The organism is Pseudomonas sp. DrBHI1 (assembly GCF_002205115.1).
Lineage (GTDB): Bacteria > Pseudomonadota > Gammaproteobacteria > Pseudomonadales > Pseudomonadaceae > Aquipseudomonas > Aquipseudomonas mosselii.
In genome coordinates this window covers 242,871-268,591 of record NZ_NIBE01000057.1, presented here as the reverse complement: position 1 = coordinate 268,591, position 25,721 = coordinate 242,871, and the positions used below count along the sequence as shown (strand labels likewise).

Here is a 25,721-nt window from a genome sequence, read left to right as displayed (position 1 = left end):
TTTGGCCCGGTGCGTAACAGGGTATGAAACCCGCGTCGTGCGGTCGCGCGGCGATTTTGCGACGCACCTTTGCAGATTTTCTTCAGGCGCCGCGATGCCTGCGGGCCGACAAGTAATGGAGTGAGCCAATGAACTGGGATGACGCCCGCATGCTGCTGGCCTTGAGCCGCGAACTGACCCTGCGCCGCGCCGCCCGGGTACTGCGCGTCGACCAGGCCACCGTGGGTCGGCGGGTGGCGGCGCTGGAGGCGGACCTTGGCGCGACCCTGTTCCTGCGCACCCCCGCCGGCTACCAGCTCACCGCCACCGGCGAAGTGGCCGTGGAAATGGCGCAGAAGATGGAGCAGGCCGCCCTGGAACTGGCCCGCCGCACCCGGGGCAGCGACAACGAACAGGCCGGCGAGGTGCGCATTGCCACCACCGACTCCCTGGCCCTGGAATTCGTCATCCCGGCATTGCGCCGCTTGCACGAGGAACACCCCGAGGTGCGCATCGTGCTCAGTGGCAGCTCGGAGATCGTCAACCTGTCGCAACGCGAAACCGATATCGCCATCCGCAACCAGCGCCCGGACAACCCCGACCTGGTGCTGCGCAAGCTGGCCAGCTGGCAGATGGGCCTGTTCGCCTCGGCGGACTACCTGGCGCGTCGCGGCGTGCCGCAGGAGGGCAGTTTCGCCGGCCACGACCTGGTGGTGTACGAGCCGTACTGGCGTGACCGCGGCGCACCGACCCTGGTGGACGTGCCCATGGGCGAGGGCCGGGTGGTGATGGCGGCCAATGCCAGCATGATGCTGCGCCGGGGCATCGCCGAGGGCTTGGGCCTGGGCGAGATTCCCGTGGCGCTCGGGCAGCGTGACGGCCTGCGACGGGTCTGGCCGCAGCGTACGCGCAGCCAGCCTTACGAGGTGTGGATGGTCACTCACCAGGACCTGCGCCACACGGCCAGGGTGAGGGCGGTGATCGATCACCTGGTGCGGGCGTTTGCCCCACCTCAGTAACAATCGGTTACAGTCGCTGTGAGCGACCACACGCCCCCTGTAGGCGCGGACTCATCGGCGATGCGCCGCCCGGTGGCGCCTTTTCCTGATCCTGGCACTCTAAAAACGACCTGCGAAGAACAACATGAAATCAGTGCGCACCGTCCTCTCGGAAAACTTCTTCCGCCGTTTCAGGACCACCTTCGCCCCGCACCTGGAAGCCCTCGGCATCGACCTGCCGCTGCTGGAACGCGCCGATATCGAAATCCCTGGCGACCAGTATGTCGCCCTGTGGGAAGCGGCCGGCACCTGCAATCCGGCCGTCGGCCTGACCCTGGGCAGCCAGACCGAGGCCGACGATATCGGTGCCCTGGGCCACGCCTTGCATTGCGCGCCCAGCGTGGAAAAGGCGCTGATGACCCTGCACACCTATATCGTGGTGTTCGCCCAGGAGTCGTCCATCGACTACAGCTGCGAGGGCCGCCAGCTGCGCATCACCTACCAGGTCACCGACAGCACCGTGGTCAACCGCCGCCAGGACGCCGAGTTCGCCATCGCCACGATCCTGCGCCAGTTGCAACTGATCACCGCCAGCCCGGTACGGCCGCTGCGGGTGGACTTCGAGCACTCGCGCCCGGCGGACGTGTCGATGCACAAGCAGTTGTTCATGTGCCCGTTGTTCTTCAGCCAGCCGACCAACCGCATCACGCTGCCCGCCGAGGTCCTGCAACTGCCGGTGGCGCGAGGCAATGAGCGCCTGTTCATGGCCCTGGAGCCGTACCTGCAGCAGGCGCGTGAGCAGCGCAGCATCAGCGACGAATTGCTGCCCCAGGTCACCCGCATGATCGCGCTGGGCATGGCCAGTGGCGTGCCGTCACTGGATGAGGTCAGCGAGTGCATGGGGCTGAGCCGGCGTACCCTGCAACGTCGGCTCAAGGACCAGGGCATCGAGTTCTCTGTGCTGGTGGAGGAGGTGCGCCGTGACCTGGCGCTGGGCTACCTGAATCATTCCGACTACTCGATGACGCAGATTTCTCTGCTGCTCGGCTATGCCGAATCCGGCTCTTTCACCCGGGCGTTCCGGCGCTGGACCGGGCAATCGCCGCAGCAGTTCCGCCAGGCCGGGCGCGGGCCTGGCACGGGGTGCTGAAAATCTGGCGTCCGTGGTCAATCACGTTGCCGCGCCACCCGATAGGCTCGGAGGGACCGCATGTCTGTGTGCGAAACCCGAGAGTCCAGCATGAACGACAACAACAACGACGCTGTGCATGAACATCGCTCCTTCTGGCAACACGACTACGGCGCCTACGCGCCCAATACGCGCCTGACCGAAGACCTCAAGGTCGATGTGGCGGTGATTGGTGGAGGTTTTACCGGGCTCAACACTGCCTGGCAGTTCAAGCGCGACAACCCCGGTGCCCGGGTGGTGGTGCTGGAGGCGGCCTTGATCGGCTTCGGCGCCAGCGGGCGCAATGCCGGTTTCAGCACCAAGCTGTTCGGGCTGGAGCCGGAACTGGTGGTGCTGCGCTGGGGACGGCAGAAGATGATCGACGCCCACCACTACCTCGAAAAGGCCGTGGCCTATACCCGTGAGGTGATCGACAGCCACGGCATCGATTCTGATTACCGCCATGCCGGGCTGGTGCGGGTCAGCTATTCGCCGCAGCAGGTAGCGCGCCTGGGCAAGACCCTGGAGCTGTACGACTCGCTGGGACTGGCGGCGGACATGCGCTGGCAGGACAGCGACGCGCTGCGTCAGCAGTACGCTTCGCCTCGGTTGTTGGGCGGCATTCGCGAAGCCGAGACCGGCTACCTCGACCCTTGCAAGCACGTGCGCGGGCTCAAGGGCCTGGCAGCTTGCGCAGGGGTGCGTATCCATGAGGCGACACCGGTGCTCGATATCGACAACCGCGGCGTCGGTATCGTGTTACGCACGCCCGTGGCCAAGGTGACCGCCGACAAGCTGGTGATCGCCACCAATGCCTACTCACGGCAGGTACCCGGTTCTCGTGTGCTGGAGCGCCGCCAGTTCCCGCTGTGGACTTACCAGGTGGTCACCGAGCCGTTGGGCGACGCGCTATGGCAGCGTCTGGGCTGGCAGGGCAGGGAGGCCTTCGGCGACAACCGGCAGATGCTGCACTATTTTCGCCCGACCGCGGACGGGCGCATCGTCATGGGCGGTGGTGATGTGCGGGCCTACACCGGCAGCGCCATGCACGAACAGCCCTCGCCGGCCACCTGGGCCCATTGCGAGACACACCTCAAGTGGATCTACCCGCAGTTACGCGACGTACGCATCGCCTATCGCTGGGGCGGGCCGGTGTCGGTCAACGCCGACATGGTCCCTGAGATCAGCTTTGTCGGCGATGAACGCATGATTTATGCCGGGGGGTGCTTCGGCCACGGCGTGGCGCTGAGCCACCTGAACGGGCGCACCATCGCCGACCTGCTGCAGGGGCGACGCAGCGAGCTGAGCGACTTCTGGATCGTCAACCGAAAGGCCATCCCGATGCCGGGCAACACCCTGTCGTGCTGGGCCGGGCGCACGGCGCGCCAGGCGCTGCGAGCCTGGGACTGGTGGGAGGAGCGCGGGCTCAAGGCCTGACACGCAGAGGGTACTTGCCTGCTGGCACCGGATGACAAACACCCTGGCGCATGCGGCCAAGCCGCTGGCCACCGCCATTGAATACTGTCTGTCACGCAGAGCCGGAAACGCATGTTGGGCCGTCTTTTGGCGGCCCCTTTTTCCGCGCCCTTGCCCGTTACGAACTGCCTTTCGATAACCACAACAATCCCGCAAGGAAAAGTTCATGAAACCACGCCCCCTGTCCCTGTTGGGCGGCGCGCTGTTGGCGCTGCTCGGAACCACCACTTCGCTCACGGCCCTTGCCGACCTTACCCCTACGGGGGCCGAAAGGGCCGGCAATGCCGATGGCAGCATTCCCGCATGGACCGGCGGCCTGACCGAGGCGCCGGCCGGCTGGTCGCCGGGCCATGGCGACCCCTATGCCGGCGACAAGCGCCTGTACTCGATCGATGCCAGCAATGTGGCCCAGTACCAGGGGCAGTTGCCGGAAGGCCAGGTGGCGTTGATCAAGGCCTACCCGGGCTATCGCCTGGACGTGTACCCCACCCATCGCAGCTGCGCCATCCCCGCCGAGGTGGCCAAGCGTACCCAGGACTTTGCCGGCCAAGCCCGCATCGGCGCTGATGGCTGGCGCCTGGAGCAGGCCGCCGGGGCCGCGGTGCCGTTCCCGCAACCGAAAAGCGGCATCGAGGTGCTGTGGAACTACAAGCTGCGCTACATGGCCAAGGGCCGCAAAGCGCAGATCTCGTTCCTGCGCCGCGAGGCGGCCGGCGGGCTCACCGAGGTGCGGCAGTGGGCCAGCGAGTACTACCCCTACAACGACCCGGCGGTCAAAACGCCCGAGGACACCGGCGATATCGAAGCCAAGCTGCTCTACGACATCCAGTCGCCGTCCTCGCGCGCCGGCGAGATGTACCTGGTACACGCGCGCCTGGACCAGCCGCAGAACGCCTGGATCTACTTCCCCGGGCAACGCCGCGTGCGCCAGGCGCCGACCTTCGCCTACGACAATCCGATCGCCGGCTCCGACAACCTGTACTTCGTCGACCAGATCAACATGTTCACCGGCGCCCTGGACCGCTACGACTTCAAGCTGCTGGGCAAGCGCGAAGTGGTGGTGCCGTACAACTCCTACCGTCTGGTGGACAAGGCCAATACCTACGACAAGCTGATCGGCGAGCAGTACCTGGACCGTGACGCGCAGCGCTACGAAAAGCATCGGGTGTGGGTGGTGGAGGCCACGGTCAAGGCCGACAAGCGCCATTCGTTCGCCAAGCGCGTGTTCTATTTCGACGAGGACAGCTGGAGCCTGCTGCACGTGGACATGTACGACGCCAGGGGCAACCTGTGGCGGGTGCAGGAGGGCAGCCTGTGGGCCGCCCCCGAGATCCAGGCCTGCACCAGCTTCGAGTACGTCAGCTACGACCTGATCGCCCGGCGTTATATCGCCGACGGCTTCACCCAGCAGGGCGCGGCCCTGGACCTCACCGCCGGCCTGCAGGGCCGGGTCAGTGACAAGTTGTTCAACGCGGGCGAACTGCGCCGTCGCGGCGAGCGCTGAGCCTCGGGAGACCACAGCATGAACAGACTCCCTTCGCGGGCATGGGCGAAGGCCGCACCGTGCCCGGCGCTGGCCCTGGCTGCCCTCGGGCTGCTCGGCGCGCAACCTTGCCAGGCCGTGACATTCGGTAGCGAGCACGGGATCTCGGGCAGCGTCGACTCGACCCTGTCCTACGGTTTCGCCAGCCGCCTGCAATCGCCCGACTGCCATTTGCTGGGCAATGACAATGGCGGTTGCAACACCGCCACCCATAACGAGCTGGGCCGTTATTACAACCTGGAGCGCGGCAATGGCTACGCCAACGCCGACATCAACTACAGCAACGCCGACGACGGCAACCTCAACTACCACAAACACGACGTGTTCTCCCAGGTGCTCAAGGGTACCCATGAACTGAGCCTGCGTTTCGGCGAGGGCTGGAGTGCCCTGGGGCGGGTGGCCTGGGCGCGGGACTTCAAAATGGACGACACCCGTCGCACCGACCTGGAGGGGCCGGCCAGGCGCGACGCGACCCAGCGCTTCGACCTGCTCGACCTGTGGCTGGCGAAAAGCTTCGACCTCGGCGATATGCCGGCCAAGGTCAAGGTCGGCAACCAGGTGATCAGCTGGGGCGCGGAGCTGTTCGTCAGCGGCGGCATCAACCAGATCAACGCCCTGAGCCTGCCCAAGTACCACACCCCGGGCACGCAGTTGAAGGAAGTGTTCATCCCCGCGCCGATGGCCTCGTTCAGCCTGGGACTGACTGACGCCCTGAACCTGGAGGGCTACTACCAGTTCAAGTGGAACGGCTATGACGTCGACCCGGTGGGCACCTATTTCTCCAGCGCCGACATCGCGGGCGAAGGGCGTCGGGCGATCTACTACCCGACGGGTTTCGTCGAAGGCCTGCAACCCGGCACCTGCGCCGGAAGCCCGACCGGCCGCTGCGGCGACCCGCTGACCAGCGGCCTGAGCCACGAGCAACTGGTGGCCAGCGGCCTGGCTGTACCCTATGGCGGCGAACGCAAGCCCGGTAACGGCGGCCAGTACGGCTTGGCCCTGCGCTGGATGGCGGAGTCGATCAACACCGAGTTCGGCCTGTTCTACCAGCGCTACCACGACAAACTGCCGTTCATCGGCTACACGGCGCGCAGCAACCCGGACGCCTTGGTGGTAGACGATTACTTCATCAACTACGGCGAGGACAAGGACCTGTTCGGCGTGTCGATGAGCACCCTGGTGGGGCCGGTGGCCGTGGCCGGCGAGCTGTCGTTCCGGCCCCACGACAGTGTGGCGATCGACCCGACGGTAGCCTTCGGGCAGGGCCTGACCGGCAGCTACAATCGCTACAGCGTGTTCGACACCGGGGTGAGCAAGGGCTTCGTCGAGCAACGCAAGTGGCAGGCTGACGTCAACGCCACCTATACCTTCTCGGGCAACGACCCGCTGGGCTTCATCCCCAACGCCCTGGGCGCCTCGGACGGCTTCCTGCTGGCGGAGGTGGCGGTCACCCGCTATCCGGGGTTGGACACCTCGGGCCGGGTGCCTTACGTGCTTCCCGACTATTCGCTGCCGGACCGTACCTCGTGGGGCTACGTCACCGAGTTCGGGCTCAACTACCCGAACCTGTTCGGCAGCGGCGTCACCGTCACCCCGCAACTGGACTTCAGCCATGACGTCAAGGGCACCACGCCCAACGCCATGCCCTTCGTCGAGGGGCGCAGGTCGCTGACCGCCTCCTTGCTGTTCAACCACCGCGACCGCTGGAAAGGCGGCCTGCAGTGGGTGCGCTACTGGGGCGGTGGCGACAACAACCTGATGGCCGACCGCGACTTCGTCAGCGGCAACATCTCCTACTCCTTCTGATCCGGCCGCCACGCGCTTGCGAGCGCGTGGTGGGGAGGCTATTCATGCTGGCTAATCTGGTCTCGGCGCTCGAGCGCCTGGTCTTTCGCCACCGCCTGGCGACCCTCGGCCTGCTGGCCGTGGTCACCCTGGTGATGGGCCTGTTTGCCGCGCGTCTGGAGATGACGGCGGGCTTCGACAAACAGCTGCCGCAGCAGCACCCCTATATCAAGACGTTCAACCATTACCGCGACGTGCTGTTCGGCGCCAACCGTGTCATCGTGGTGCTGCGTGCGCGCCATGGCGATATCTGGAACACGGCGGCGCTGACACGCTTGCACGACCTGACCCAGACGCTGTTCTTCCTGCCGGGCATCGACCGGCGCAGCGTCACTTCGCTGTGGACGCCGAACACCCGCGCGGTGCAGATCACCGAGGAGGGCATGAAGGCCGAGGACGTGGTCGGCGGTGATGTCACCGTCGGCAACCTCGATGCCCGGGCCATTGCCGCCATTCGTGAGCGCACCCTGGCCGGCGGCTTCGTCGGCACCCTGGTGGCCAATGACCAGCGTGGGGCCATGGTGGTGGCGGAGCTGGCCGACCCGGACCCGGTGACGGGCAAACGTCTCGATTACCTGGCCTTCAGTCGTCAGTTGGAGGAGCAGGTACGGGCGCGATACGCCGACGCCGACTTCGACGTGCAGATCATCGGCTTCGCCAAGCAGATGGGTGATATCGGCGCCGGCGCCCGCAGCGTGGTCGAGTTCTTCGCCCTGGCTTTTGTGCTCACGGCATTGGCGGTCTACTGGTACATCCGCTCCTGGCGCCTGACGGCGCTGGCGCTGGTGTGTTCGCTGGTGTCGGTGGTGTGGCAGTTCGGCACCCTGACGCTGTTGGGCTTCGGCCTCGATCCGCTGGCGATCCTGGTGCCGTTCCTGGTGTTTGCCATCGGCGTGTCCCACGGCGTACAGCAGGTCAATTTCATCGCCAAGGAGGTCTGTGCCGGTGCCGATGGCATGACCGCCGCCAGGCGCAGTTTCGTCGGCCTGATGATTCCCGGCACCCTGGCCCTGATCACCGCCTTCGTCGGCTTTGCGACGTTGGTGCTGGTGCCGATCCCGATGATTCGCGAACTGGCCATTACCGCGTCGGTAGGGGTGGCCTACAAGATCGTCACCAACCTGGTGATGCTGCCGGTACTGGCCAGCTACTGCCGTTTCGACGGACGCTACGTGGCCAAGGTCGAGCGCCTGCGTGCGCGCCGCGAAGGATTGATGACCGGCCTTGGGCGCATCGCCGAGCCGCGGAACGCGCTGCGGGTGACCATGCTGGGCGTTGGCCTGATGGCACTGGCGGTGTGGCAGAGCCAGGGCCGGCACATTGGCCATGTGCTGCCGGGGGCGCCCGAACTGCACGCCGACTCGCGCTACAACCAGGATGTGGAGCAGGTGGTCAGCCATTTCGCCCTGGGCCTGGACCTGTTCACCGTGGCCGTGCAGACCCCGGCGGGCGGTTGCTACCGGCATGAGGTGATGGCCTATGTCGACCGCCTGACCTGGTATCTGGGCACCTTGCCCGGCGTGCTGTCGGCGCAGGCGCTGCCGGCCATGGCCAAGCTGGCGGCCTCGGGGGTCAACGAAGGCAACCCGAAATGGGCGGCACTGCCGGTCGACGAGCTGTCTCTGGGCGAAACCGTGCGCCAGGTGCCCGAAGCGCTGCGCCTGTTCGATGCCGACTGCACCGTGCTGCCGGTCAACCTGTACCTGGCCGACCACAAGGCCAGCACCCTCAAGCAGATAACCGCGGCCGTCGAGCAGTACCGCGAGCGCCATGTGCTGCCTGGGGTGAGCGTGCGCCTGGCCAGCGGCAACGCCGGGGTGCAGGCCGCCACCAACGCGGTGGTGGAGGGCTCGGAGCTGCCGATGATGCTCTACGTGTACCTGACCATCGTGCTGCTGGTGGGGCTGGTGTACCGCGACTGGCGGGCGATGCTCGCCTGCTGCCTGCCGCTGACCCTGGCGACCTTCCTCGGCTACTGGTTCATGAAGGCCCTCGACATCGGCCTGACCGTGGCCACCTTGCCGGTGATGGTGCTGGCCGTGGGCGTCGGGGTGGATTACGCCTTCTACATCTACAACCGCCTGCAACTGCACCTGGCAGCAGGAAGCGACATCGTCGCCGCCTTCCAGCAGGCCTTGCGCGAAGTGGGCGTGGCCACGGTGTTCACCGCGCTGACGCTGTCGGTTGGGGTGGCCACCTGGTCGTTCTCGGCGTTGAAGTTCCAGGCCGACATGGGCCTGCTGCTGACCTTCATGTTCATGGCCAACATGCTCATGGCGGTGACCTTGCTGCCGGCGCTGGCCGTGGTCCTGGAAAGACTGGTTCCGCGACGGGGGCCGGTCCGCGCGCCCCTGATCGCCCATTGAGAAGGGCTGAAGGATGAGGACTGTTCAGGTGTTGCCCTGGTTGCTGGGGGTGATATGGGCAGGGCAGGTCGCTGCGGCGCCGGCCATTGCCCTGAGCGATGTACGCCACGCGCCCCTGGTGGCGGTGGCGCGGGCCGGGGAAGGGCTGGTCGCGGTGGGCGACCACGGCGTGGTGGCGTTGTCCGCCGATGGCCAGCAATGGCGCCAGGCGCGCAGCGTGCCGGTGGATGGTTTGCTGACCGCCGTGAGCTTCGTCGATGAGCGACAAGGCTGGGCGGTGGGGCATGGTGGGGTGCTGCTGCACAGCCTCGACGGCGGTCAGCACTGGACCCTGCAACAGCGCCTGGAGGGCAAACCCGTGCTGCTGTCGGTGCTGTTCACCGACGCCCACCACGGCATGCTTGTCGGTGCCTACGGTTATGCGGCGCGCACGGTCGATGGCGGCGTCAGCTGGCTGCCGATGCAAATCGGCGAGGAGGGCGACGACTTCCACCTCAATCAGGTGTTCCAGGCCGCTGACGGCAGTCTGTTCATCGTCGGCGAGGCCGGCCACGGCTACCGCTCCTCTGACCAGGGCGCGTCCTGGCAGGCGCTGGACACCGGTGTCAGTGGCTCGCTGTGGACCGGCACCGGCCTGCGCGATGGTCGCGTGCTGCTGGCGGGGATGAGTGGGCGGGTGCTGCTGGGCGACAGCCAGGGGCGCCACTGGCGCCTGCTCGACAGTGGCAGCCGCGAGGCGATCAGCGCCGTGACGCAACTGGATGACGGGCGGATGGCGCTGGTGGGTAATTCGGGCCTGGTGGCGATCTCCGACTCGCAGGTGGCGCATTTTACCAGCGCACAACGTGAAGACCGCTCGAACCTGGCCGCCCTGGCTGCGCAATCCGGTCACCTGCTGCTGTTCGGCGCCACTGGCGTGATCGATGGCGTGGCACCGGATGCCAAGGCAGCTGTCACCGCGCGCCAAGCCTCTGAAAATGCCCCTCGATAGACTCAAGCCCAGGCCAATCGCCTGTTGCGGAGCCCCTATGTTCAAGCGTTCCTTGCGTCATCTGCTGTGTGGTCTGTCGTTGTTCGCCGGCACCGCCTCGGCACTGGCCGAATTCGTGCCGGAGCAGGCCCGTGTCGAAGTGCTGGGCGATCATCGCGAGCAGCACTGGTTCTGGATCTGGGGCAGCAATGCGCCCAACATGGTCGATGGCCGCGCCTACCTGTTCGACGACCAGGGCCGCAACCTCGGCCAGCTGAGCACCGGCATCTGGTCCAACGGCCTGCAGCTGGCGCACAGCCGCGACGAGCTGTATGCCACCGAGATCTACTTCAGCCGTGGCGTGCGCGGCCAGCGCAGCGATGTGGTCACGGTGTACGACGCCAGGACCCTCAGCCCCAAGCGTGAGATCGCGATCCCGGCCAAGCGCATGACCGCGCTGATCTCCACGGGCCTCAGCGTGCTTTCCGATGACGAGCGCTTCCTGCTGGTGCTCAATTTCACCCCGGCGCAGTCGATCTCGGTGGTCGATCTGGAAAACAGCCGCTTCGTCACCGAGGTGCCGATCCCCGGCTGCGCCTCTATCTACCCGGCCGGCCCTCGCGATTTCTACGCCATCTGCGGCAATGGCGGGTTCTTCCACCTGCGCTTGGATGATCAGGGGCAGGTGGCGCTGCAAGAGCGCACCGCGCCAGCGTTCGATCCATTGCAGGACCTGCTGCTGACCACGGGCGTGCGCGATGGCGGCACGTGGTACTTCGTCTCCCAGCACAACCGCGCCTATGCCCTGGACATGAGCGCCGAGGGTGTGCGCACGCGCAAGCAGTGGTCGTTGCTCAGTGACCAGGAGCGCGCCGATGGCTGGGGCATTGCCGGCAACCATGGTGTGGCCTTGCATCGGCAGAGCGGGCGGCTGTTCGTATTGATGCACAAGGACAAACCGGAGAACTACCAGAAGCCCGGCACCGAGGTGTGGGTGTTCGATGTGGCCACGCAGCAGCGTGTGGCGCGCCTGTCGCTCAAGGAGCAGAGCACCGCCATCGGCGTCAGCCAGGGCGCGCAACCACGGCTGTACAGCCTGGACTGGGTGGTGCCGATGCCGAGCCTGTTCACCCTGTGGGTCTACCTGACAGAAGGCGAGGCCGGACTGACCCCGTTGCTGCGTCAGGGTGTGAACCTGTACGACGCTGACAGCGGCGAGCACCTGCGCAGTGTCGGTGACATCCCCCTGGGTTTCCTCAATGTGGTGATGCCATGGTGAGCGTCGAACTGCTGCATGACCCCTTGGTGCATGTCGCCAGCGTCGGCGGGCTGGCCCTGCTGCTCGGCGCCGCCGCGCTGCACAAGCTGCACGATCCCCGGGCGTTTGCCGAGGTGCTGCAACGCTATGCGCGCGTGTTGGGCCGCTGGTGCGCGGCGCCGGTGTGGGCGCACCTGTTGCCGGTGCTGGACGTGTTGGCCGCCGCCGGCTTGTTGCTGAGCCTGTGGTGGCCGTTGGCGACGCTGCCCGCTGTGGTGATGCTGGTGCTGTATGCCGGCGTGCTGGCGGCGGCCGTGGGAGAGGGTGCATCCCTGGAAGACTGCGGCTGCCACTTCGGCGGCCGTCGCCAGCCGCCGTCCCGGGCGCTGGTCTGGCGCAACCTGCTGCTGGCGCTGGTCGCCGGCAATCTCTTGGTACCGATGAACGAACGCGCGCTGAGCTGGCTCGACGGCTGCACCCTGGTGTTCGCCTTCGTCTGTGTCGCCGCCCTGTACCTGCTGGCCAACCAGCTGATCTCCAACCGTGCACTTGTGAGGCAACGGCCATGACCTATGCACTGATCATTTCCAGCCTGTTGTCCTGGGCGATCATCCTGATGCTGATCCTTGCCGTGTGGGCGCTGGCGCGCCAGGTCGGGCTGCTGCATGAGCGCATCCAGCCGGTGGGGGCGCTGTCCCTGGGCAAGGCGATAAAGGCCGGTGACACGGCGCCCGTGTTCACCCTGCCGAGCCTGACCGGGGGCTCGGTCAACCTGGGCGGCGCAAGCGGGCAGGGCACTTTGTTGTTCTTCCTGTCCGAGACGTGCCCGGTGTGCAAGACGCTGCTGCCGGTGCTCGATGCGTTGCGCCGCCAGGAACGCCTGAGGGTCGTGCTGGCCAGCGATGGCGAAGCGGATGAGCACCTGGCCTTCATCGCCGCCCACAGCTTGCAGGCGTTCCCCTACCTGCTGTCGCGGGAAGTGGGCCTGGCCTACCAGATCAGCAAGTTGCCCTACGCTGTCCTGATCGATGAGCACGGCCGCGTCGCCAGCCATGGCCTGATCAACACCCGCGAGCACCTGGAAAGCCTGCTGGAAGCGCGGCGCCTGGGGCATGCCACCGTCCAGGCGTACAACGCCGCGCAACAGGGGATGCAGCCATGACGATCCGTTGGTTCGACGAGGCCACCCAACTGCTGACCCGCCGTGTCGCCCGCGGCACTTCGCGCCGCGGCTTTCTTGGCGGCCTGGGCACCTTGCTGGTCGGCACCGGGGCGACCACCCTGCTGCCGGTGTTTCGCGGCGGCGCCTTTGCCCAGTCCAGCGCTGGTCTGCAGGAGTCGGGTGATCCGAACAGTTGCGAGTACTGGCGTCACTGCGCCATCGACGGTTTCCTTTGCGGCTGCTGCGGCGGCACGTCCAGCAGTTGCCCTCCGGGCACCGTGCGCTCGGACATCACCTGGATCGGCACCTGCCGCAACCCCACCGACGGCAAGAACTACGTCATCTCGTACAACGACTGCTGCGGCAAGAGCAACTGCGGCCGTTGCGTGTGCCAGCGTGACCAGGGCGACACGCCGCTGTACCGCCCGCAGAGCTCCAACGACCTCAACTGGTGCTCCGGCAGCCAGGCGGACATGCCGTACCACTGCTCGCTGTCGGTGGTGATCGGGGTCAAGGAGTAGGGCATGGCCGTGCGCCGGATAGGGCTGCTGACGCTGGCGGTGCTGTTGCTCGCCGGCAATGCCCGGGCCACCGAGCCCCGTCAGTTCGACTACATGCTCAACTGCCAGGGCTGCCACCTGCCCGACGGCAGCGGCAACCCGGCGCGCAACGTGCCGGCGTTTCCCGGGCAACTAGGCAAGTTCCTCGGGGTGCCGGGGGGGCGCGAGTACCTGGTGCAGGTGCCGGGTTCGGCTTTGTCGGGGTTGTCGGACGAAGCCCTGGCCGGCGTCCTCAACTGGATGCTGGCGCGTTTCGACGCCCGTCATCTGCCCGCTGATTTCAACCCCTACACCGGTGCCGAGGTGCGGCAGTGGCGCGGGGCGGTGCCGGCCGACGTCGAGACCACGCGCAATCGCCTGCTGCAACGCATCGCTGAACAAGAACAACGATCAGGGAACCCCGACCGATGAAACAAAGCCTTTACGCTGGCCTGCTGGCCATGACCGCGGCCTTCGCCGCCCACGCCGAAGCGCCACCGACCCAGGCCACCACCTGTGTGGCCTGTCACGGTGCCCAGGGCCAGGGCAACCCCGCCCTGGGCGCGCCGCGGCTGGCCGGGCAGCAGGCCGAATACCTGCTCACCCAGCTGCGCGACTTCAAGGCAGGCCGCCGTGGCTATGCCGCCGCAGACACCCATGGCGCACAGATGCGCGCCATCGCCACGACCATAGGCGATGGCGACCAGGAACCGCTGGCGCGCTACTTCGCAGGGCTTGGCGGTACTTCCAGCACTGTGCCAGCTGCGTCCGCTAGTCAGGGGCAAGCGCTTTACCAGGGTACCTGCGGCGCTTGTCACGGCCCTCAGGCAGAGGGCTTCGCGCACTTGAAAACGCCCAATCTGCGCGTGCTTGACCGGGTCTATCTGGAGCGTCAGCTGACGGCGTTCAGCGATGGGACCAGAGGGGGCGAGCAGCATGGCAGCGAGCTGGCGATCTGGATGCGCGGCATTGCCTTGCAACTGCATGACGATGATCAGCGGCGGGTATTGCTCGACTACATCGCCAGCCCTTGAATCGGGGCTGCTGCGCAGCTCATTCACGGCATAAGGCCGCTACTACAGGAATCGTGAAGGCCCACTGTCCCTCTCCAACGGAAATACCTCCTACCATGCCATCACCCAAGTTTCTCAAGGGCTTTCGCCACGAACTGGCCAACCGCGCCTTCGCCCTGGCGGCGGTCCGGCGCATGGCTTCGCGCTTACAAGGCCAGCCGTCCTATCCATTCTGGAAGACCTACGCCGACCTCGAACGCTTCAATCAACCGCGTTACCAGGCCGCCGCCGACCGCTGGGGGCTGGATACCACGCCCGGCGTACTGACACGGCTCAAGGCCTGGCTGCTGTCCTCGGTCCCGCGGCCCCTGCAAGGCCTGATGCTGCGCATCGTCCACCACGAGACCTTGAAGTACATGGCCTGGCTGCAGGGCCTGCGCCAGATTGGCCCCGCTGATGCGCAGCGTTTCCTCGACTACATGATCGAGCAGGAGCAACTGCAGCTGGACATGATGCGCATGGCGCTCAATGGGCGCTACCGCGATGTGGTACGCCAGGCCGACACCTTCTTCCTCAAATACAACGGTGTGCGGCTGCTGGCCGAACACCCCTTGCCACCTGCCACCGCGGAGCTGCCATGAACGTCCTGATCGTCCATGCCCACAACGAACCCCAGTCCTTCAACAGTGCCATGGCCCGCCTGGCCGTGGAGGTTCTCGAGGGCCAGGGCCACAGCGTTCAGCTGTCGGATCTCTATGCCATGGACTTCAACCCGGTCGCCAGCGCCGATGACTTCCGTCAGCGCGCCAATGCCGACTACCTGGTCTATGCCCTGGAGCAGCGCCATGCGGTCAACAACGGCACCCTGGCCGCGGACATCGCCGCGGAGCTGGACAAGATCCGCTGGGCCGACCTGATCATCCTCAACTTCCCCATCTACTGGTTCAGCATGCCGGCCATCCTCAAGGGCTGGATCGACCGGGTGTTCGTCTCAGGCTACTGCTATGGCGGCACGCGCATCTACGACCGTGGCGGGCTCAAGGGCAAGCGGGCGATGCTCAGCTTCTCACTGGGTGGGCAGAGCCACATGTTCGGGCCGGATGCGGTGCATGGCGAACTTGACGCGATGCTGCGTCCGATCCAGCGCGGGGTGCTGGGCTATGTCGGGTTGTCGGTGTTGCCGCCGTTCGTGGCGTTCCATGTGCCCTACATCAGCAAGCAGGCGCGCCAGCAGTACCTGGCGCAGTACCGCGAGCATCTGCTGACGCTCGATGAGCGGGCGCCGCTGGTGTTCCCGTCGCTGGATGATTTCGATGCCACCTTGCACCCAAGGGTCCTGTGAAGGGGAGCGATGCTCATGCCTGTTCATGTCGAGCGTTGCGAAGGCATCGCGTTTCTCACCCTGGATCAGCCGCAGCGACGCAACAGCTTCGACCTGTCCATGGCCGTCGCCCTGCGCGATGCCGTGCGCGGCCTGGCGCTGGCGCCGCCGAAGGTGGTGCTGCTGCGCAGCCGGGGCGAGCACTTCTCGGTCGGCGGTGACGTCCATCACTTCCAGCAGTTACTGCAACGTTCGCCCGACGCCCGTAGCGCAGGTGTCGCGCAGTTGGTCGGCGCGGTGAACGAGGCGGTGCTCGGGCTCACAGACCTGCCATGCCCGGTGCTGGGTCTGCTCAATGGCGCCGTGGCCGGCTTCGGCCTGTCCCTGGCGCTGGGCTGCGACCTGCTGGTGGCCGCCGAGGACGCCCGGCTGGTCTACGCCTACGGTGCCATCGGCATCACCCCGGACGGCGGCGGCAGTTGGCACCTGCCGCGCCACCTCGGGCTGCACCGCGCCCTGGCCCTGGCGTTGCTGAACACGCCCTTGTCGGCCCAGCAGGCCCAGGCGCTCGGGTTGGTGGTCGAGGTGGTGCCCGCCGACGCCTTGCCGGCCACCGGCCTGGCGCTGGCCAGGCGCCTTGCCGGCGCCGCCGCCGCTGCGCAGACGGGGGCCAAGCGGTTGCTGCGTGCAGGCCTGGAGGGCGATCTGGCCAGTGCGCTGGACCGGGAGCGAGGTGTGTTCGTGAGTCTTTGCGCCAGCGATGACTTTGCCGAGGGGGTGGAGGCCTTTTGTGAGCGCCGTCCGGCGTCCTTCGGCTAAAAAATTCAGCCATCTTCACGGGATCTTGATAATCGCTCGAAGGAACGTTGACAGACCCTCGCTAGAGTGCGCGCCAGTTGAAATGCGCCGGGCAATCCCGGTGCGTTTCCCGTGGTGTCGAAAACCTTATCCAGCGAGTCATGATCATGTTCGAAACAACGTCCATCAGGAAGATACTGGGCACTTCGCTTGCCCTCAACGCGGCGCTTGCCTGCAGCCAGGCCAGTGCCCAGGAAAAGACTGCGCCGGACATCATCTGGGGCGACGAGGCCCAGGTCAGCGCAGGCTTCGCCCTGCATGCCGCGCCGCGCTACATGGGCGCGAAGGGCAGCCAGGGCCACCTGCTGCCATCGGTGACCGTCCAGCGCGGCATCTTCTTCGCCGACAGCCTCAAGGGCGTGGGCGTGCAGCACCAGTTCGACAACGGCTTCAGTGCCAGCCTCTCGGTTGGCTACGACTTCGGCCGTGCCGACGGTGACAGCAAGTACCGCAATGGCTCGGACGATTTGAAAGGCATGGGCGAGGTAGGCGGTGCGACGGTGGTCGACATCAATCTGGCCCAGCAGGTCCTGCCCTGGCTGGCGATCACCGCCGATGCCGAGCTGCGTACCGGTGGCTACAAGCGCGGCAACCGCTATCAGTTCGGCCTGCTGAGCACGCTGCACCACAACGACGCCGACACGGTGACTCTGGGCGTCAACGCCCATGCGGGGCAGGCTCGGTACAACCAGACCTACTTCGGCGTCACCGGCCAGCAAAGCGACAACACCGATTTCGATCGATTCAAGGCCGACCAGGGCATCTATGCCTACTCGGGCGAGTTGTCGTGGATGCACCGGTTCGACCCGCACTGGTCGACCATCGCCAGCGTGAATGTGACGCACTATACCGACCAGGTCCGCCACAGCCCGATCATCCGCCAGGACACGCCGGTCACCTCGACCGTCGGCGTTCAGTACGCGTTCTGATTCAGGCCAGCGGCAGGAACGCCTCTTCGATGAACGCTTCGAGCGCCTGCGCCTCGATGATCTCGATCGAGAAATGCCCGAAACGCTTCGGCAGCCAGATGATGCGGGCACCGGCAGGCGACTGCAGGTGTTCGCGCGCCAGCGGCTTGCCGTTCTCGTCCTCGGGCTGGATGCCGTTGGCCGTCAGTTGGTCATAGGCCTGTTCGATGTCCGGCGTGGAGTAGCAATGGCGGTAGATCATCCCTTCGCCGTGAGTATCGAGCAGGTCCTTGAGGTTGCCCGCCAGCGGCTGCACCAGCATGAAACGCTCCTGACCGATCCGGGCGATGGCGTAGTGCACATGCAGGCCGCCGCGCTCCCAGACGAGCGTGCGCGAGATCTCGGCGCCCAGCACCTGGGCGTAGTAGGTACAAGCGGCCTGCAGATCGGCGACCAGCACATCCACGTGGCTGAATGTCAGGTCCATCGCATCGCTCGCTTTCTCGGCAGGTGTTGTCATCATCAGGCTCAGTGCTGGGTGGGGGAGGCGCTGTCTGCGTTGGCCTGCTCGGCGCCCAGGCTGGCTTCGGCCGCCAGTTTCAGCCGGTCGGCCTTGGAAATGTAGGTGTTGCGGTTTTTCGGCGCCAGCTTGGCGCTGGCCTTCTTGGCGTGGGCTTTCAACAGCTGGTTGATCTTTTTACGACGGTTCATGTTTTTTCGCTTCATTGGCGCCTTGTGGTACGGCAGGACGAACGATACAACAAAGCACCACTGACGAATCGTCATATTCGCGCTACACCATCACCTGACGGGGTTGAACGAGCGACAGGCACGGAGCCTGTCGCACCCGACAAGGAGGTCATCATGCAAGGAACACCACGGCATTGCGCCTGGATGAGAACGCTGTTCTGGGGCTGGCTGGCCGTTGCCTCGCCGATTTTCGCCGAGGAAATCTGCGCGTTGCCCGACGTCGTCGAGCCCGCCCCGGTGCGCCCGGTGGACTATGTCAACAAGGACCTGCCCACCGACTACCTGGCGCTGGTGCTGTCCTGGTCGCCGGAACACTGCGAGACCCAGCGCAACAAGCCCAAGGCGCAACGGGACAAGCATGCCTTCCAGTGCTTCTCCGGCAACCGTTTCGAATGGGTGGTGCATGGACTGTGGCCGCAGAACCGCTATGCCAAGTCCAACCAGGACCATCCTCGCAACTGCCAGAGCGTCGGCTCGCTGCCGGCGCCACTGGTCAGGCAGCACCTGTGCATGATGCCGGGGCCGGACCTGATGCAGAACGAATGGCAGGCCCATGGTACCTGTGGCTGGTCGTCCGCCGACCGTTACTTCGCCGATATCCAGCGGGTGTACGACACGCTGCGCCGTCCCGATACCCAGGCCATGCTCGGCCGCAACCCTGGTCCCAATCAACTGCTGGACGCCAAGGTCAGCGATATCAAGCAGGCTTTCCTGGCCCGCAACCCCGCGCTGCCGGCGCAGAGCCTGCGAGTCTCGGTAGGCTCGGGCAACCGGCTGAAGGAACTCTGGGTGTGCCTGGACAAGCAGCTTGCCCCGATCTCCTGCCCGAGCGGCGGGACCCCTGACAGTCAATCGATCAAGGTCAGGACGCCGTTCCAGTAACCGGCCTGCAAGGAGTGCACCCATGCGAGCATCCGCCACTGGCGACTATCTGCGGGTACGGGCTATCGCCGGCACCCATGTCGTGTTCCTGGCCTGGGACTTCGTGACGCCGCCGAGCCTCGAGGCTCTGGTCGGCGAACAGAACCTGCTGGGCTTTGCCGTGCACCGTCGGTACTTCGACGCGGCCGGCAAGGTGCGGACCCAGTACTACCTGCGCGGCCTCAAGCGTTTCGCCGACAAGGACAAGGGGCTGCCACCGGGCACGCTGGTGCCCACCAGCGAGCATCCGATCCAGAGTTTCCTGTGGGCCGACTACACCGTCGCCGCCGATGGGGATTACGAGTACAGGGTACTGCCGGTGTTTGGCGAACCCAAGAACCTGCGCATCGACGAGACCCGGAGCGTCGCGGTGCGCGTGCGCTGTGAACCCACGCTGGCGCCGGCCGGCGAGGACTTGGGGCACGATATCCACTTCAACCGCGGCGTGATCGGCTCCCAGGCTTATGCCAGGGAGTTCGACAACGTTGCTCCCGACCCCGATGCGCCGGCATCAAAACCGATGAAATGGCTTTCGCGGGGCTTGTACGAAGCCCTGCTCGATTTCATCGGGCGTGGCGGCGCTAAGGGCATGGGCTTGCGCGCGGCGTTCTACGAGTTCCAGTACCTGCCAGTTGCCCAGGCCCTGCGCGAGGCCGCCCGCGAAGGCGACGTGCAGGTCGTCTTCGATGCGTACAGCAAGTACAAGGCGAACAACCTGGCCACCATCGAGCAGGCCGGCCTGCAGGCCTGGGTTCATCCGCGCACGGTCAGCGAAGGCATCCGCCACAACAAGTTCATCGTGCTGCTCAAGGACGGCCAGCCGGTCAGCGTCTGGACCGGTTCGACCAATATTTCAGCTGGCGGGATCTTCGGCCACTCGAACGTTGGCCATGTCGTCCACGACCCCATCATCGCCCGGCAATACCTGGACTACTGGACGCGGCTGCAACAGAACATGACCCCGGCCAGGCTGCTCGGGCCCAACGCCCAGGCCAGCCCATTGCCCACCTTGCCATTGCAGCCGGGCACCTACCCGCTGTTCAGCCCCCGCGAGCGCAAGGAAACGCCCCAGGCGCAAAAGACCTTGCAGTGGTACGCGGACCTGGCCGGCAATGCCCGGCAACTGGTGTGCTTCACCGCCGCGTTCGAAATCGCCCCGGAATTCCAGAAGGTGCTCCAGGCCCAGAACGACGTGCTGCGCTACGTGATCAAGGACGATCCGCTCAGGAAGACCGAAGACATTGGCACCGACGGTGACGTGATCTTCGCCGCCGGCAGCTACCTGGGCGAGGACAACCCGCTGGCCAACGCGCTCAAGGAGCGTGACAACCCGCTCAACAGCAACGACTTCGTCCATACCAAGTACCTGTTGGTCGACCCCCTGGGCGAGCAGCCCACCGTGGTGACCGGGTCGGCGAACTTCAGCGCCGCCTCCCAGGAAAAGAACGACGAGAACATGCTGGTGATCCACGGCGATACCCGGGTGGCGGATATCTACTTCGGTGAGTTCATGCGCCTGTTCGACCACCACTACGCGCGCTACCTGGCGGCGAAGTACCAGGCCCGGCCGGGGAGCACCGGCAACTACCTCAAACCCCAGGTCGGGCAATGGTTGCCTGCACACCTGGATCCGTCTAACTACCGGTCGAAGCGGCGCCGCTATCTGGTCGGCTGACAGTCCCCTCAGGCCATGCGCCGCCTGGGCATGTAGGTGATTTGCTCCATGATGGGTAGGAGAAACATAGCGATACTGTATGAATGTCCAGTATTTATTGGGGCTCCTCCCAACGGCCGGCTTCTGTGCGCAAAATCGCGCCGTGGACAATAAATCCAGCTCCGTTAGTTTGAAGGCCTCTCCTTCGGAAAGGGAGAGTTCTCAAATCAAATGGAGCTATGAACATGAACCAACCACAAAACCAGAACCCACTCCGCCATGGCCGCGTCACTTCCCCGGCTTCCCGCGGCGCCGTCGCCATCGACCTCGGTGTGTTGAGCGGCTGGCAGGTCGACGAAATGGAAGGCGGCAAGAACTTCCCGGCCCTGGCGGCCGGTCCGTTCCCCGCACCGTTCCAATCGGACAACCCGAGCGTCGCCCCGCCCGCCGACGGCTATATCCTCAGCGGCGGCAAGACCGACGCCCGTGACTGCGTCAACTTCACCGACGAGGAGATGAGCAAGAAGCTCAACCGCGCCTTCACCTGGCCGCTGGTGAACGTCGACCCCGGGCAGCTGTTCAAGGTGACCTGGCGCTACACCGCGCCGCACACCACCCGTGGCTACCGCTGGCTGATCACCAAGGACGGTTGGGATCCGAAACAGCGCATCACCCGTGCGCAACTGGAGGACAAACCGTTCGCCGAGGACTTCTACCCTCAGGTGCCGTACTACAGCCATGCCGGGGAGCTGAAGGCCAAGGTCGACCACGAAGTGAAGCTGCCGGCCAACAAGAAGGGCCGTCATGTGATCGTCCTGATGTGGATCGTCGCCAACACCGGCAATGCCTTCTACCAGGCCTTCGACGTCGACTTCAAGTAAGTCCGCGGATCTTCCACACGTTCTAAAGGATTGGAACATGTCAAAGATTGACTTTACCCAACTGAAGGCCGCGCGGGACGATGCCGCCTCGCGCATGCCCAGCCTCGAGGGCAAGAAGATCCTCATGGGCTACTGGCACAACTGGCCGGCAGGCCCGGCGGACGGCTACCAGCGCGGGCAGTTCGCCAACATGAGCCTGGAGGAGGTGCCGCGCGACTACAACGTGGTGGCCGTGGCGTTCATGAAGGGCAGCGGCATCCCGACCTTCAAGCCTTACAACCTGTCCGATGCCGAGTTCCGCCGCCAGGTCGGCGTGCTCAACAGCCAGGGCAGGGCGGTGCTGATGTCGTTGGGCGGTGCCGATGCGCACATCGCGCTGAACCCGGGCCACGAACAGCCGCTGGCCAATGAAATCATCCGCCTGGTGGAAACCTACGGTTTCGACGGGCTGGACATCGATCTTGAACAGAGCGCGATCGACTTCACCGCCAACAAGACCGTCCTGCCCGCCGCGCTGAAGCTGGTGAAGGATCACTATGCCGCCGAGGGCAAGCATTTCATCATCAGCATGGCACCGGAGTTCCCGTACCTGACCAGCGCCGGGCGCTACGTCGACTACCTCAAGGCACTGGAGGGGTACTACGACTTCATCGCCCCGCAGTTCTACAACCAGGGTGGCGACGGGCTGTGGGTACAGGAGGCCAACAACGGCAAGGGCGCCTGGATCGCCCAGAACAACGATGCGCTCAAAGAGGACTTCCTCTTCTACCTGACCGAAAGCCTGGTCAGCGGCACCCGCGGCTTCACCCGGATCCCGGCCGACAAGTTCGTCATCGGCCTGCCGGCCAACGTCGATGCTGCCGCCACTGGCTACGTGGTCAACCCGACGGCGCTGACCAACGCGTTCAAGCGCCTGTACGCCAAGGGCGTGTCGATCAAGGGCCTGATGACCTGGTCGGTCAACTGGGACAACGGGGTCAACAAGGACCACGTGCCCTACAACCAGGAATTCAGCCGACGCTACGGGCCGCTGATCAACGGCACCAAGGCACCTGCTCGCACCCGCAAGGCACCGACGGGCGCCTGATCGAACTCGCATCGGGCAGACGTGCCTGATGCCCGGCAGTCGAGGCCTGCCGAGGTGAACGATCGATAAGAATCCGATGCCGCAAGGCATCGGATTTTTTGTTGTCTGCAGGATAGGGGCAACCCTGTGAGCCCTATGGCCGAAAATAGCGCGCCTCGAACGCGTCCAGGACACTAGAATGTCGCTCATGACCAACCTCTGCCTGGGCTGGTGCCCACCCTATGACGTCGAAGCGATGCTGGGCTTCCTGCGCCTGCGCGCCATCCCGGGCCTGGAGTGGGTCGAGGGCCGGCAGTACGCGCGCACCCTGCGCCTTGTGCAGGACTCGCAGGCGTGCAGCGGCTGGCTGAGCGTGAGCCTTGATGACGAGCGCGCCCAGGCGCAGCTGACGATCAGTGACAGCCTGGCCAGCGTGCTGCCCATGCTGATCAACCGCGTGCGAACCGCGTTCGATCTGGATGCCGACCCGGTGGCGATCCACCGCGTGTTGCAGGCCAGTTTTCCGACCAGCGAAGGCATGCGTGTGCCCGGCACGCTGGATGGCTTCGAACTGGCGGTGCGCGCCGTGCTCGGCCAGCAAATCACCGTGGTCGCCGCACGCACGCTGGGCGCGCGCCTGGTCACCGCCTTTGGCGAGCCCATCCAGACTCCAGTCGCAGCGCTGGACCGCCTGTTCCCCACACCGGCCACCCTGGCGGCGGCCAGTGGTGACGCCCTTGGCCGACTGGGCATCACGCGCCAGCGCCAGGCGGCGCTCAAGGCCCTGGCCGAGGCCGTGGGGGAGGGGCACCTGGTGCTGAGCCCCGGCGTCGATGTCGCGGCCACCTGCGCCCAGTTGCGTGCCTTGCCCGGCATCGGCGACTGGACGGCCCAGTACATCGCCTTGCGCGCGTTGCGCTGGCCCGATGCGTTTCCGGCGGGAGACGTGGCACTGCAGAAAGCTCTGGGTGTGAACAGTGCCAGCGCCGCTACGCAGGCCGCGCAGGGCTGGCGCCCCTGGCGGGGTTATGCGGTGCTGCGCGCCTGGCAAGGGCTGGCGGGCGAGGCGCGTGCAAACTGACAGGCAGCACCCTTGGATCGCGGTGTGGCAAATAGCTATAACTGCCACTCGCCTGATGACCCGCTGCGCTATATCATCGCGCCCCCACAGCCGGCAGCAGTCACCCCTCGACCTACCGTCGGCAACCGATGGAACGCGATCCCCTTCAAGGACTTTTCATGCCTGGATTTCTCCGTGCATTCGCACGTCTGTTACCCCTTGCCCTGTTGACGGGCTGCGCCGCCAAGTCTCCGGTCCTCGTCACTGCGCCCCTGCTACCGGCCGCAGGCGATCCGGTCGCGTACCTGGTCGGCAGTATCGGTCCGCTAGGTCGCGACAGTGCCTACACCAACCAGCGGATCCTGTTGCGCAAGCGCGGCTCGCAATACGGCGCGGCGGCCTGGTGGGGCCATGCCGAGGTGGAACATACCCCGAAGGACATCGAAGAGGTACGCGGCAACGACAAGAACGCGCTCCCTGGCGAGGCCAGCGTCTTCGTCATGCCGCTCAAGCCCGGCGACTACGAATTCTACGATTTCCAGTTCTTCTGGACGGGCTTCAACGGCGCCTACAGCACCCTCCAGGCGCGGGAGCAATTCCTGGTGCCCATGCACCTGGAGGCGGGCAAGGCGTATTACATCGGCGAGTTCCGCTCGCGCTGCCTTGGAACTTCGGCCTGCATGTTCTTCCATGGCGACCAGCAGCCAAGGGATGAAGTGATTGCGCGGCGTCAGAATCCTGGTTTGCCGACCTTGCAGGCGTTGAATCTGAACCTGGCGCCGGCGTTTCCTTTCGTGACGACGCTGCCCGTGGCCGGCTCGGCGGATGATAAGCCAGGCAACCAGGAGTCCAAGCAATGAAAAAGTCCCTGCTTCTCACCGCAGGTCTGCTGCTGGGCGGCTGCGCCGGCACCCAGACCCTCCCCGACCCGCAGATCAGGGACGGCCTGGATTACCTGCCGCCGATCACGGTGATGGTCGATTCGCTCGAGCACAGTTACGAATTGCGCAACTACCTGCGAGAAAGCGGAGTATTCAGCAGCGTCGAAAGCGGCAGCGCCCCAGAAGGGCAGACTCAGGTGATGGTCAAGCTGGATGCCCAGCGCAAGGTCGCGCCCATGCCGTTGCTGTTCCTCAGTGCCGCCACCTTGTTCCTGCTGCCGTTGCAGAGCGACATGGACACCAAGGCCGACTTCACCGTGATGCGTGATGGCAAGGTGCTAAATCGCTACCACTATGAAAACTACATGGCCAAGTACGCTTGGCTGCTCGATCTCGGTATTCCCGAGCGCCAGGAAAACATCCGCCGCGTCGCCCGCGCCTTCGCCCGTGACATGCAGGCCGCGAGCCTGGCGGGCAATGCGCCGCAGGCGCAGCGATGAATCGCCTGTGCACGTTGGGGCTGGCCGCTGCGGGGCTGCTGGCGCTGGGCGGTTGCAACCCATCGATGAAGCCGCTGGGCTACCACGCTGAAAAACCCTATGTGCCGATGAGCCTGGTGGTGATGCCGGACGGTTACACGCGCTTCGACATCCAGGAGCGCAACGAGCTGACCGCGGCGGTCAGGTCGTCCGGTGCGTTTTCCTTCGTCGACCATGGGTTGCCCCGCAAAGGCTATGGCCTGGTCATCACTCAGCCACCGGGCAAAGGGGCAGGGGTGCTGGTCGCGCTCAACGCGTTGACGTTGCTGACCTTCCCGATGCCCTACAGCTATGTGCACAACCTCACCGGCCAGGTCTACAAGGATGGTCAACTGCTGCGCACCTTCAGCTACAAGCGCGAGGGCCTGAGCGTGGCCGCCTGGTACGTGCCGCCGCCGATCACCGAGAACCAGCGGCAGATGCTCACCGAGCTGATGTCGGACCTGGAGGCCAGCGCGCTGATTCCCCATGTCGGTGACGAGGGGCAGGAGGCGGTGAGCGCTGGGTTAGGGCTGTCCGGCGCAGAGTGAATCTGCCCTGGTTGGAACGGGGCACCGCGTTGGTT

The 25,721-nt window shown here is 65.6% G+C and carries 27 protein-coding genes; 25 read left to right on the top strand and 2 right to left on the bottom strand.

Annotation, left to right across the window (positions count from 1 at the left end; genetic code table 11):
* Nucleotides 1-128: 128 nt before the first annotated feature.
* The 17 genes from CC207_RS11830 to CC207_RS11750 all read left to right on the top strand — a co-directional run bounded on the left by CC207_RS11830 (nt 129) and on the right by CC207_RS11750 (nt 17,425).
* Nucleotides 129-998 carry a LysR family transcriptional regulator gene (locus CC207_RS11830; RefSeq protein WP_062364453.1) on the top strand — a complete coding sequence of 290 codons (870 nt, stop codon included), beginning with the start codon at nt 129-131 and terminating at the stop codon, nt 996-998.
* A gap of 124 nt (nt 999-1,122) precedes the next feature.
* Complete coding sequence (locus tag CC207_RS11825; protein WP_028689273.1) at nt 1,123-2,127, top strand: AraC family transcriptional regulator; 1,005 nt, start codon at nt 1,123-1,125, stop codon at nt 2,125-2,127.
* 90 nt (nt 2,128-2,217) lie between these two features.
* Nucleotides 2,218-3,582, top strand: coding sequence for an FAD-binding oxidoreductase (locus CC207_RS11820; protein ID WP_230962654.1), 1,365 nt, complete (start codon nt 2,218-2,220; stop codon nt 3,580-3,582).
* A gap of 205 nt (nt 3,583-3,787) precedes the next feature.
* A complete protein-coding gene (locus CC207_RS11815) occupies nt 3,788-5,125 on the top strand; it encodes a DUF1329 domain-containing protein (protein ID WP_028689275.1) in 1,338 nt (445 codons plus the stop codon).
* A gap of 18 nt (nt 5,126-5,143) precedes the next feature.
* The gene (locus CC207_RS11810) at nt 5,144-6,970 is read left to right on the top strand and encodes a DUF1302 domain-containing protein (RefSeq protein WP_028689276.1); all 1,827 of its coding nucleotides are present in this window, start codon (nt 5,144-5,146) and stop codon (nt 6,968-6,970) included.
* 44 nt (nt 6,971-7,014) lie between these two features.
* On the top strand, nt 7,015-9,375 hold the full coding sequence (locus CC207_RS11805; protein ID WP_088852145.1) for an RND family transporter: 2,361 nt from the start codon (nt 7,015-7,017) through the stop codon (nt 9,373-9,375).
* Nucleotides 9,376-9,403: 28 nt separating this feature from the next.
* Complete coding sequence (locus tag CC207_RS11800) at nt 9,404-10,366, top strand: YCF48-related protein (protein WP_256582069.1); 963 nt, start codon at nt 9,404-9,406, stop codon at nt 10,364-10,366.
* Nucleotides 10,367-10,403: 37 nt separating this feature from the next.
* Nucleotides 10,404-11,624 (top strand): amine dehydrogenase large subunit, encoded by a 1,221-nt coding sequence (locus tag CC207_RS11795; RefSeq protein WP_256582068.1) that lies wholly within the window; start codon nt 10,404-10,406, stop codon nt 11,622-11,624.
* Nucleotides 11,618-12,172: a MauE/DoxX family redox-associated membrane protein gene (locus CC207_RS11790; RefSeq protein ID WP_062364443.1), complete on the top strand. Its 555-nt coding sequence runs from the start codon at nt 11,618-11,620 to the stop codon at nt 12,170-12,172. Before CC207_RS11795 ends, CC207_RS11790 begins: the two co-directional genes overlap by 7 nt.
* Entirely contained in the window at nt 12,169-12,765 is a 597-nt protein-coding gene (gene mauD / locus CC207_RS11785) for a methylamine dehydrogenase accessory protein MauD (protein WP_062364441.1), read from the top strand. Before CC207_RS11790 ends, mauD begins: the two co-directional genes overlap by 4 nt.
* A complete protein-coding gene (locus tag CC207_RS11780) occupies nt 12,762-13,286 on the top strand; it encodes a methylamine dehydrogenase light chain (RefSeq protein WP_088852143.1) in 525 nt (174 codons plus the stop codon). Before mauD ends, CC207_RS11780 begins: the two co-directional genes overlap by 4 nt.
* 3 nt (nt 13,287-13,289) lie before the next feature.
* On the top strand, nt 13,290-13,736 hold the full coding sequence (locus CC207_RS11775) for a hypothetical protein (RefSeq protein ID WP_084942829.1): 447 nt from the start codon (nt 13,290-13,292) through the stop codon (nt 13,734-13,736).
* The gene (locus CC207_RS28180; RefSeq protein WP_028689282.1) at nt 13,733-14,338 is read left to right on the top strand and encodes a c-type cytochrome; all 606 of its coding nucleotides are present in this window, start codon (nt 13,733-13,735) and stop codon (nt 14,336-14,338) included. The genes CC207_RS11775 and CC207_RS28180 overlap by 4 nt, the downstream gene beginning before the upstream one ends.
* A 95-nt stretch (nt 14,339-14,433) precedes the next feature.
* Nucleotides 14,434-14,958, top strand: coding sequence for a hypothetical protein (locus tag CC207_RS11765; protein WP_088852142.1), 525 nt, complete (start codon nt 14,434-14,436; stop codon nt 14,956-14,958).
* Nucleotides 14,955-15,659, top strand: coding sequence for an NAD(P)H-dependent oxidoreductase (locus CC207_RS11760; RefSeq protein ID WP_028689283.1), 705 nt, complete (start codon nt 14,955-14,957; stop codon nt 15,657-15,659). The genes CC207_RS11765 and CC207_RS11760 overlap by 4 nt, the downstream gene beginning before the upstream one ends.
* A 15-nt stretch (nt 15,660-15,674) precedes the next feature.
* Entirely contained in the window at nt 15,675-16,457 is a 783-nt protein-coding gene (locus CC207_RS11755; RefSeq protein ID WP_028689284.1) for an enoyl-CoA hydratase/isomerase family protein, read from the top strand.
* 146 nt (nt 16,458-16,603) lie between these two features.
* Nucleotides 16,604-17,425 carry a MipA/OmpV family protein gene (locus CC207_RS11750; RefSeq protein WP_088852157.1) on the top strand — a complete coding sequence of 274 codons (822 nt, stop codon included), beginning with the start codon at nt 16,604-16,606 and terminating at the stop codon, nt 17,423-17,425.
* Nucleotide 17,426: 1 nt separating this feature from the next.
* Here the strand turns inward: CC207_RS11750 and CC207_RS11745 are convergent, their stop codons facing one another.
* Both CC207_RS11745 and CC207_RS11740 read right to left on the bottom strand, forming a co-directional pair.
* Nucleotides 17,427-17,891, bottom strand: a complete 465-nt coding sequence (locus tag CC207_RS11745) for a VOC family protein (protein ID WP_028689286.1) — start codon at nt 17,889-17,891, stop codon at nt 17,427-17,429.
* A 41-nt stretch (nt 17,892-17,932) separates the two neighbouring features.
* Complete coding sequence (locus CC207_RS11740) at nt 17,933-18,115, bottom strand: DUF2986 domain-containing protein (protein ID WP_028689287.1); 183 nt, start codon at nt 18,113-18,115, stop codon at nt 17,933-17,935.
* Between the two features lie 153 nt (nt 18,116-18,268).
* Between CC207_RS11740 and CC207_RS11735 the strand changes: the two genes are divergently transcribed.
* The 8 genes from CC207_RS11735 to CC207_RS11700 all read left to right on the top strand — a co-directional run bounded on the left by CC207_RS11735 (nt 18,269) and on the right by CC207_RS11700 (nt 25,686).
* The gene (locus CC207_RS11735; RefSeq protein ID WP_028689288.1) at nt 18,269-19,036 is read left to right on the top strand and encodes a ribonuclease; all 768 of its coding nucleotides are present in this window, start codon (nt 18,269-18,271) and stop codon (nt 19,034-19,036) included.
* 22 nt (nt 19,037-19,058) lie between these two features.
* Complete coding sequence (locus CC207_RS11730; RefSeq protein ID WP_088852141.1) at nt 19,059-20,750, top strand: phospholipase D-like domain-containing protein; 1,692 nt, start codon at nt 19,059-19,061, stop codon at nt 20,748-20,750.
* 224 nt (nt 20,751-20,974) lie between these two features.
* Nucleotides 20,975-21,610 carry a lytic polysaccharide monooxygenase auxiliary activity family 9 protein gene (locus CC207_RS11725; RefSeq protein WP_028689290.1) on the top strand — a complete coding sequence of 212 codons (636 nt, stop codon included), beginning with the start codon at nt 20,975-20,977 and terminating at the stop codon, nt 21,608-21,610.
* Between the two features lie 37 nt (nt 21,611-21,647).
* Nucleotides 21,648-22,697: a chitinase gene (locus CC207_RS11720; RefSeq protein WP_088852140.1), complete on the top strand. Its 1,050-nt coding sequence runs from the start codon at nt 21,648-21,650 to the stop codon at nt 22,695-22,697.
* 178 nt (nt 22,698-22,875) lie between these two features.
* Nucleotides 22,876-23,757 (top strand): AlkA N-terminal domain-containing protein, encoded by an 882-nt coding sequence (locus tag CC207_RS11715; protein ID WP_088852139.1) that lies wholly within the window; start codon nt 22,876-22,878, stop codon nt 23,755-23,757.
* A 158-nt stretch (nt 23,758-23,915) separates the two neighbouring features.
* The gene (locus CC207_RS11710; protein ID WP_069017788.1) at nt 23,916-24,596 is read left to right on the top strand and encodes a hypothetical protein; all 681 of its coding nucleotides are present in this window, start codon (nt 23,916-23,918) and stop codon (nt 24,594-24,596) included.
* Entirely contained in the window at nt 24,593-25,117 is a 525-nt protein-coding gene (locus tag CC207_RS11705; RefSeq protein ID WP_062364433.1) for a hypothetical protein, read from the top strand. The genes CC207_RS11710 and CC207_RS11705 overlap by 4 nt, the downstream gene beginning before the upstream one ends.
* A complete protein-coding gene (locus tag CC207_RS11700; RefSeq protein ID WP_081791531.1) occupies nt 25,114-25,686 on the top strand; it encodes a hypothetical protein in 573 nt (190 codons plus the stop codon). Before CC207_RS11705 ends, CC207_RS11700 begins: the two co-directional genes overlap by 4 nt.
* Nucleotides 25,687-25,721: the final 35 nt, after the last annotated feature.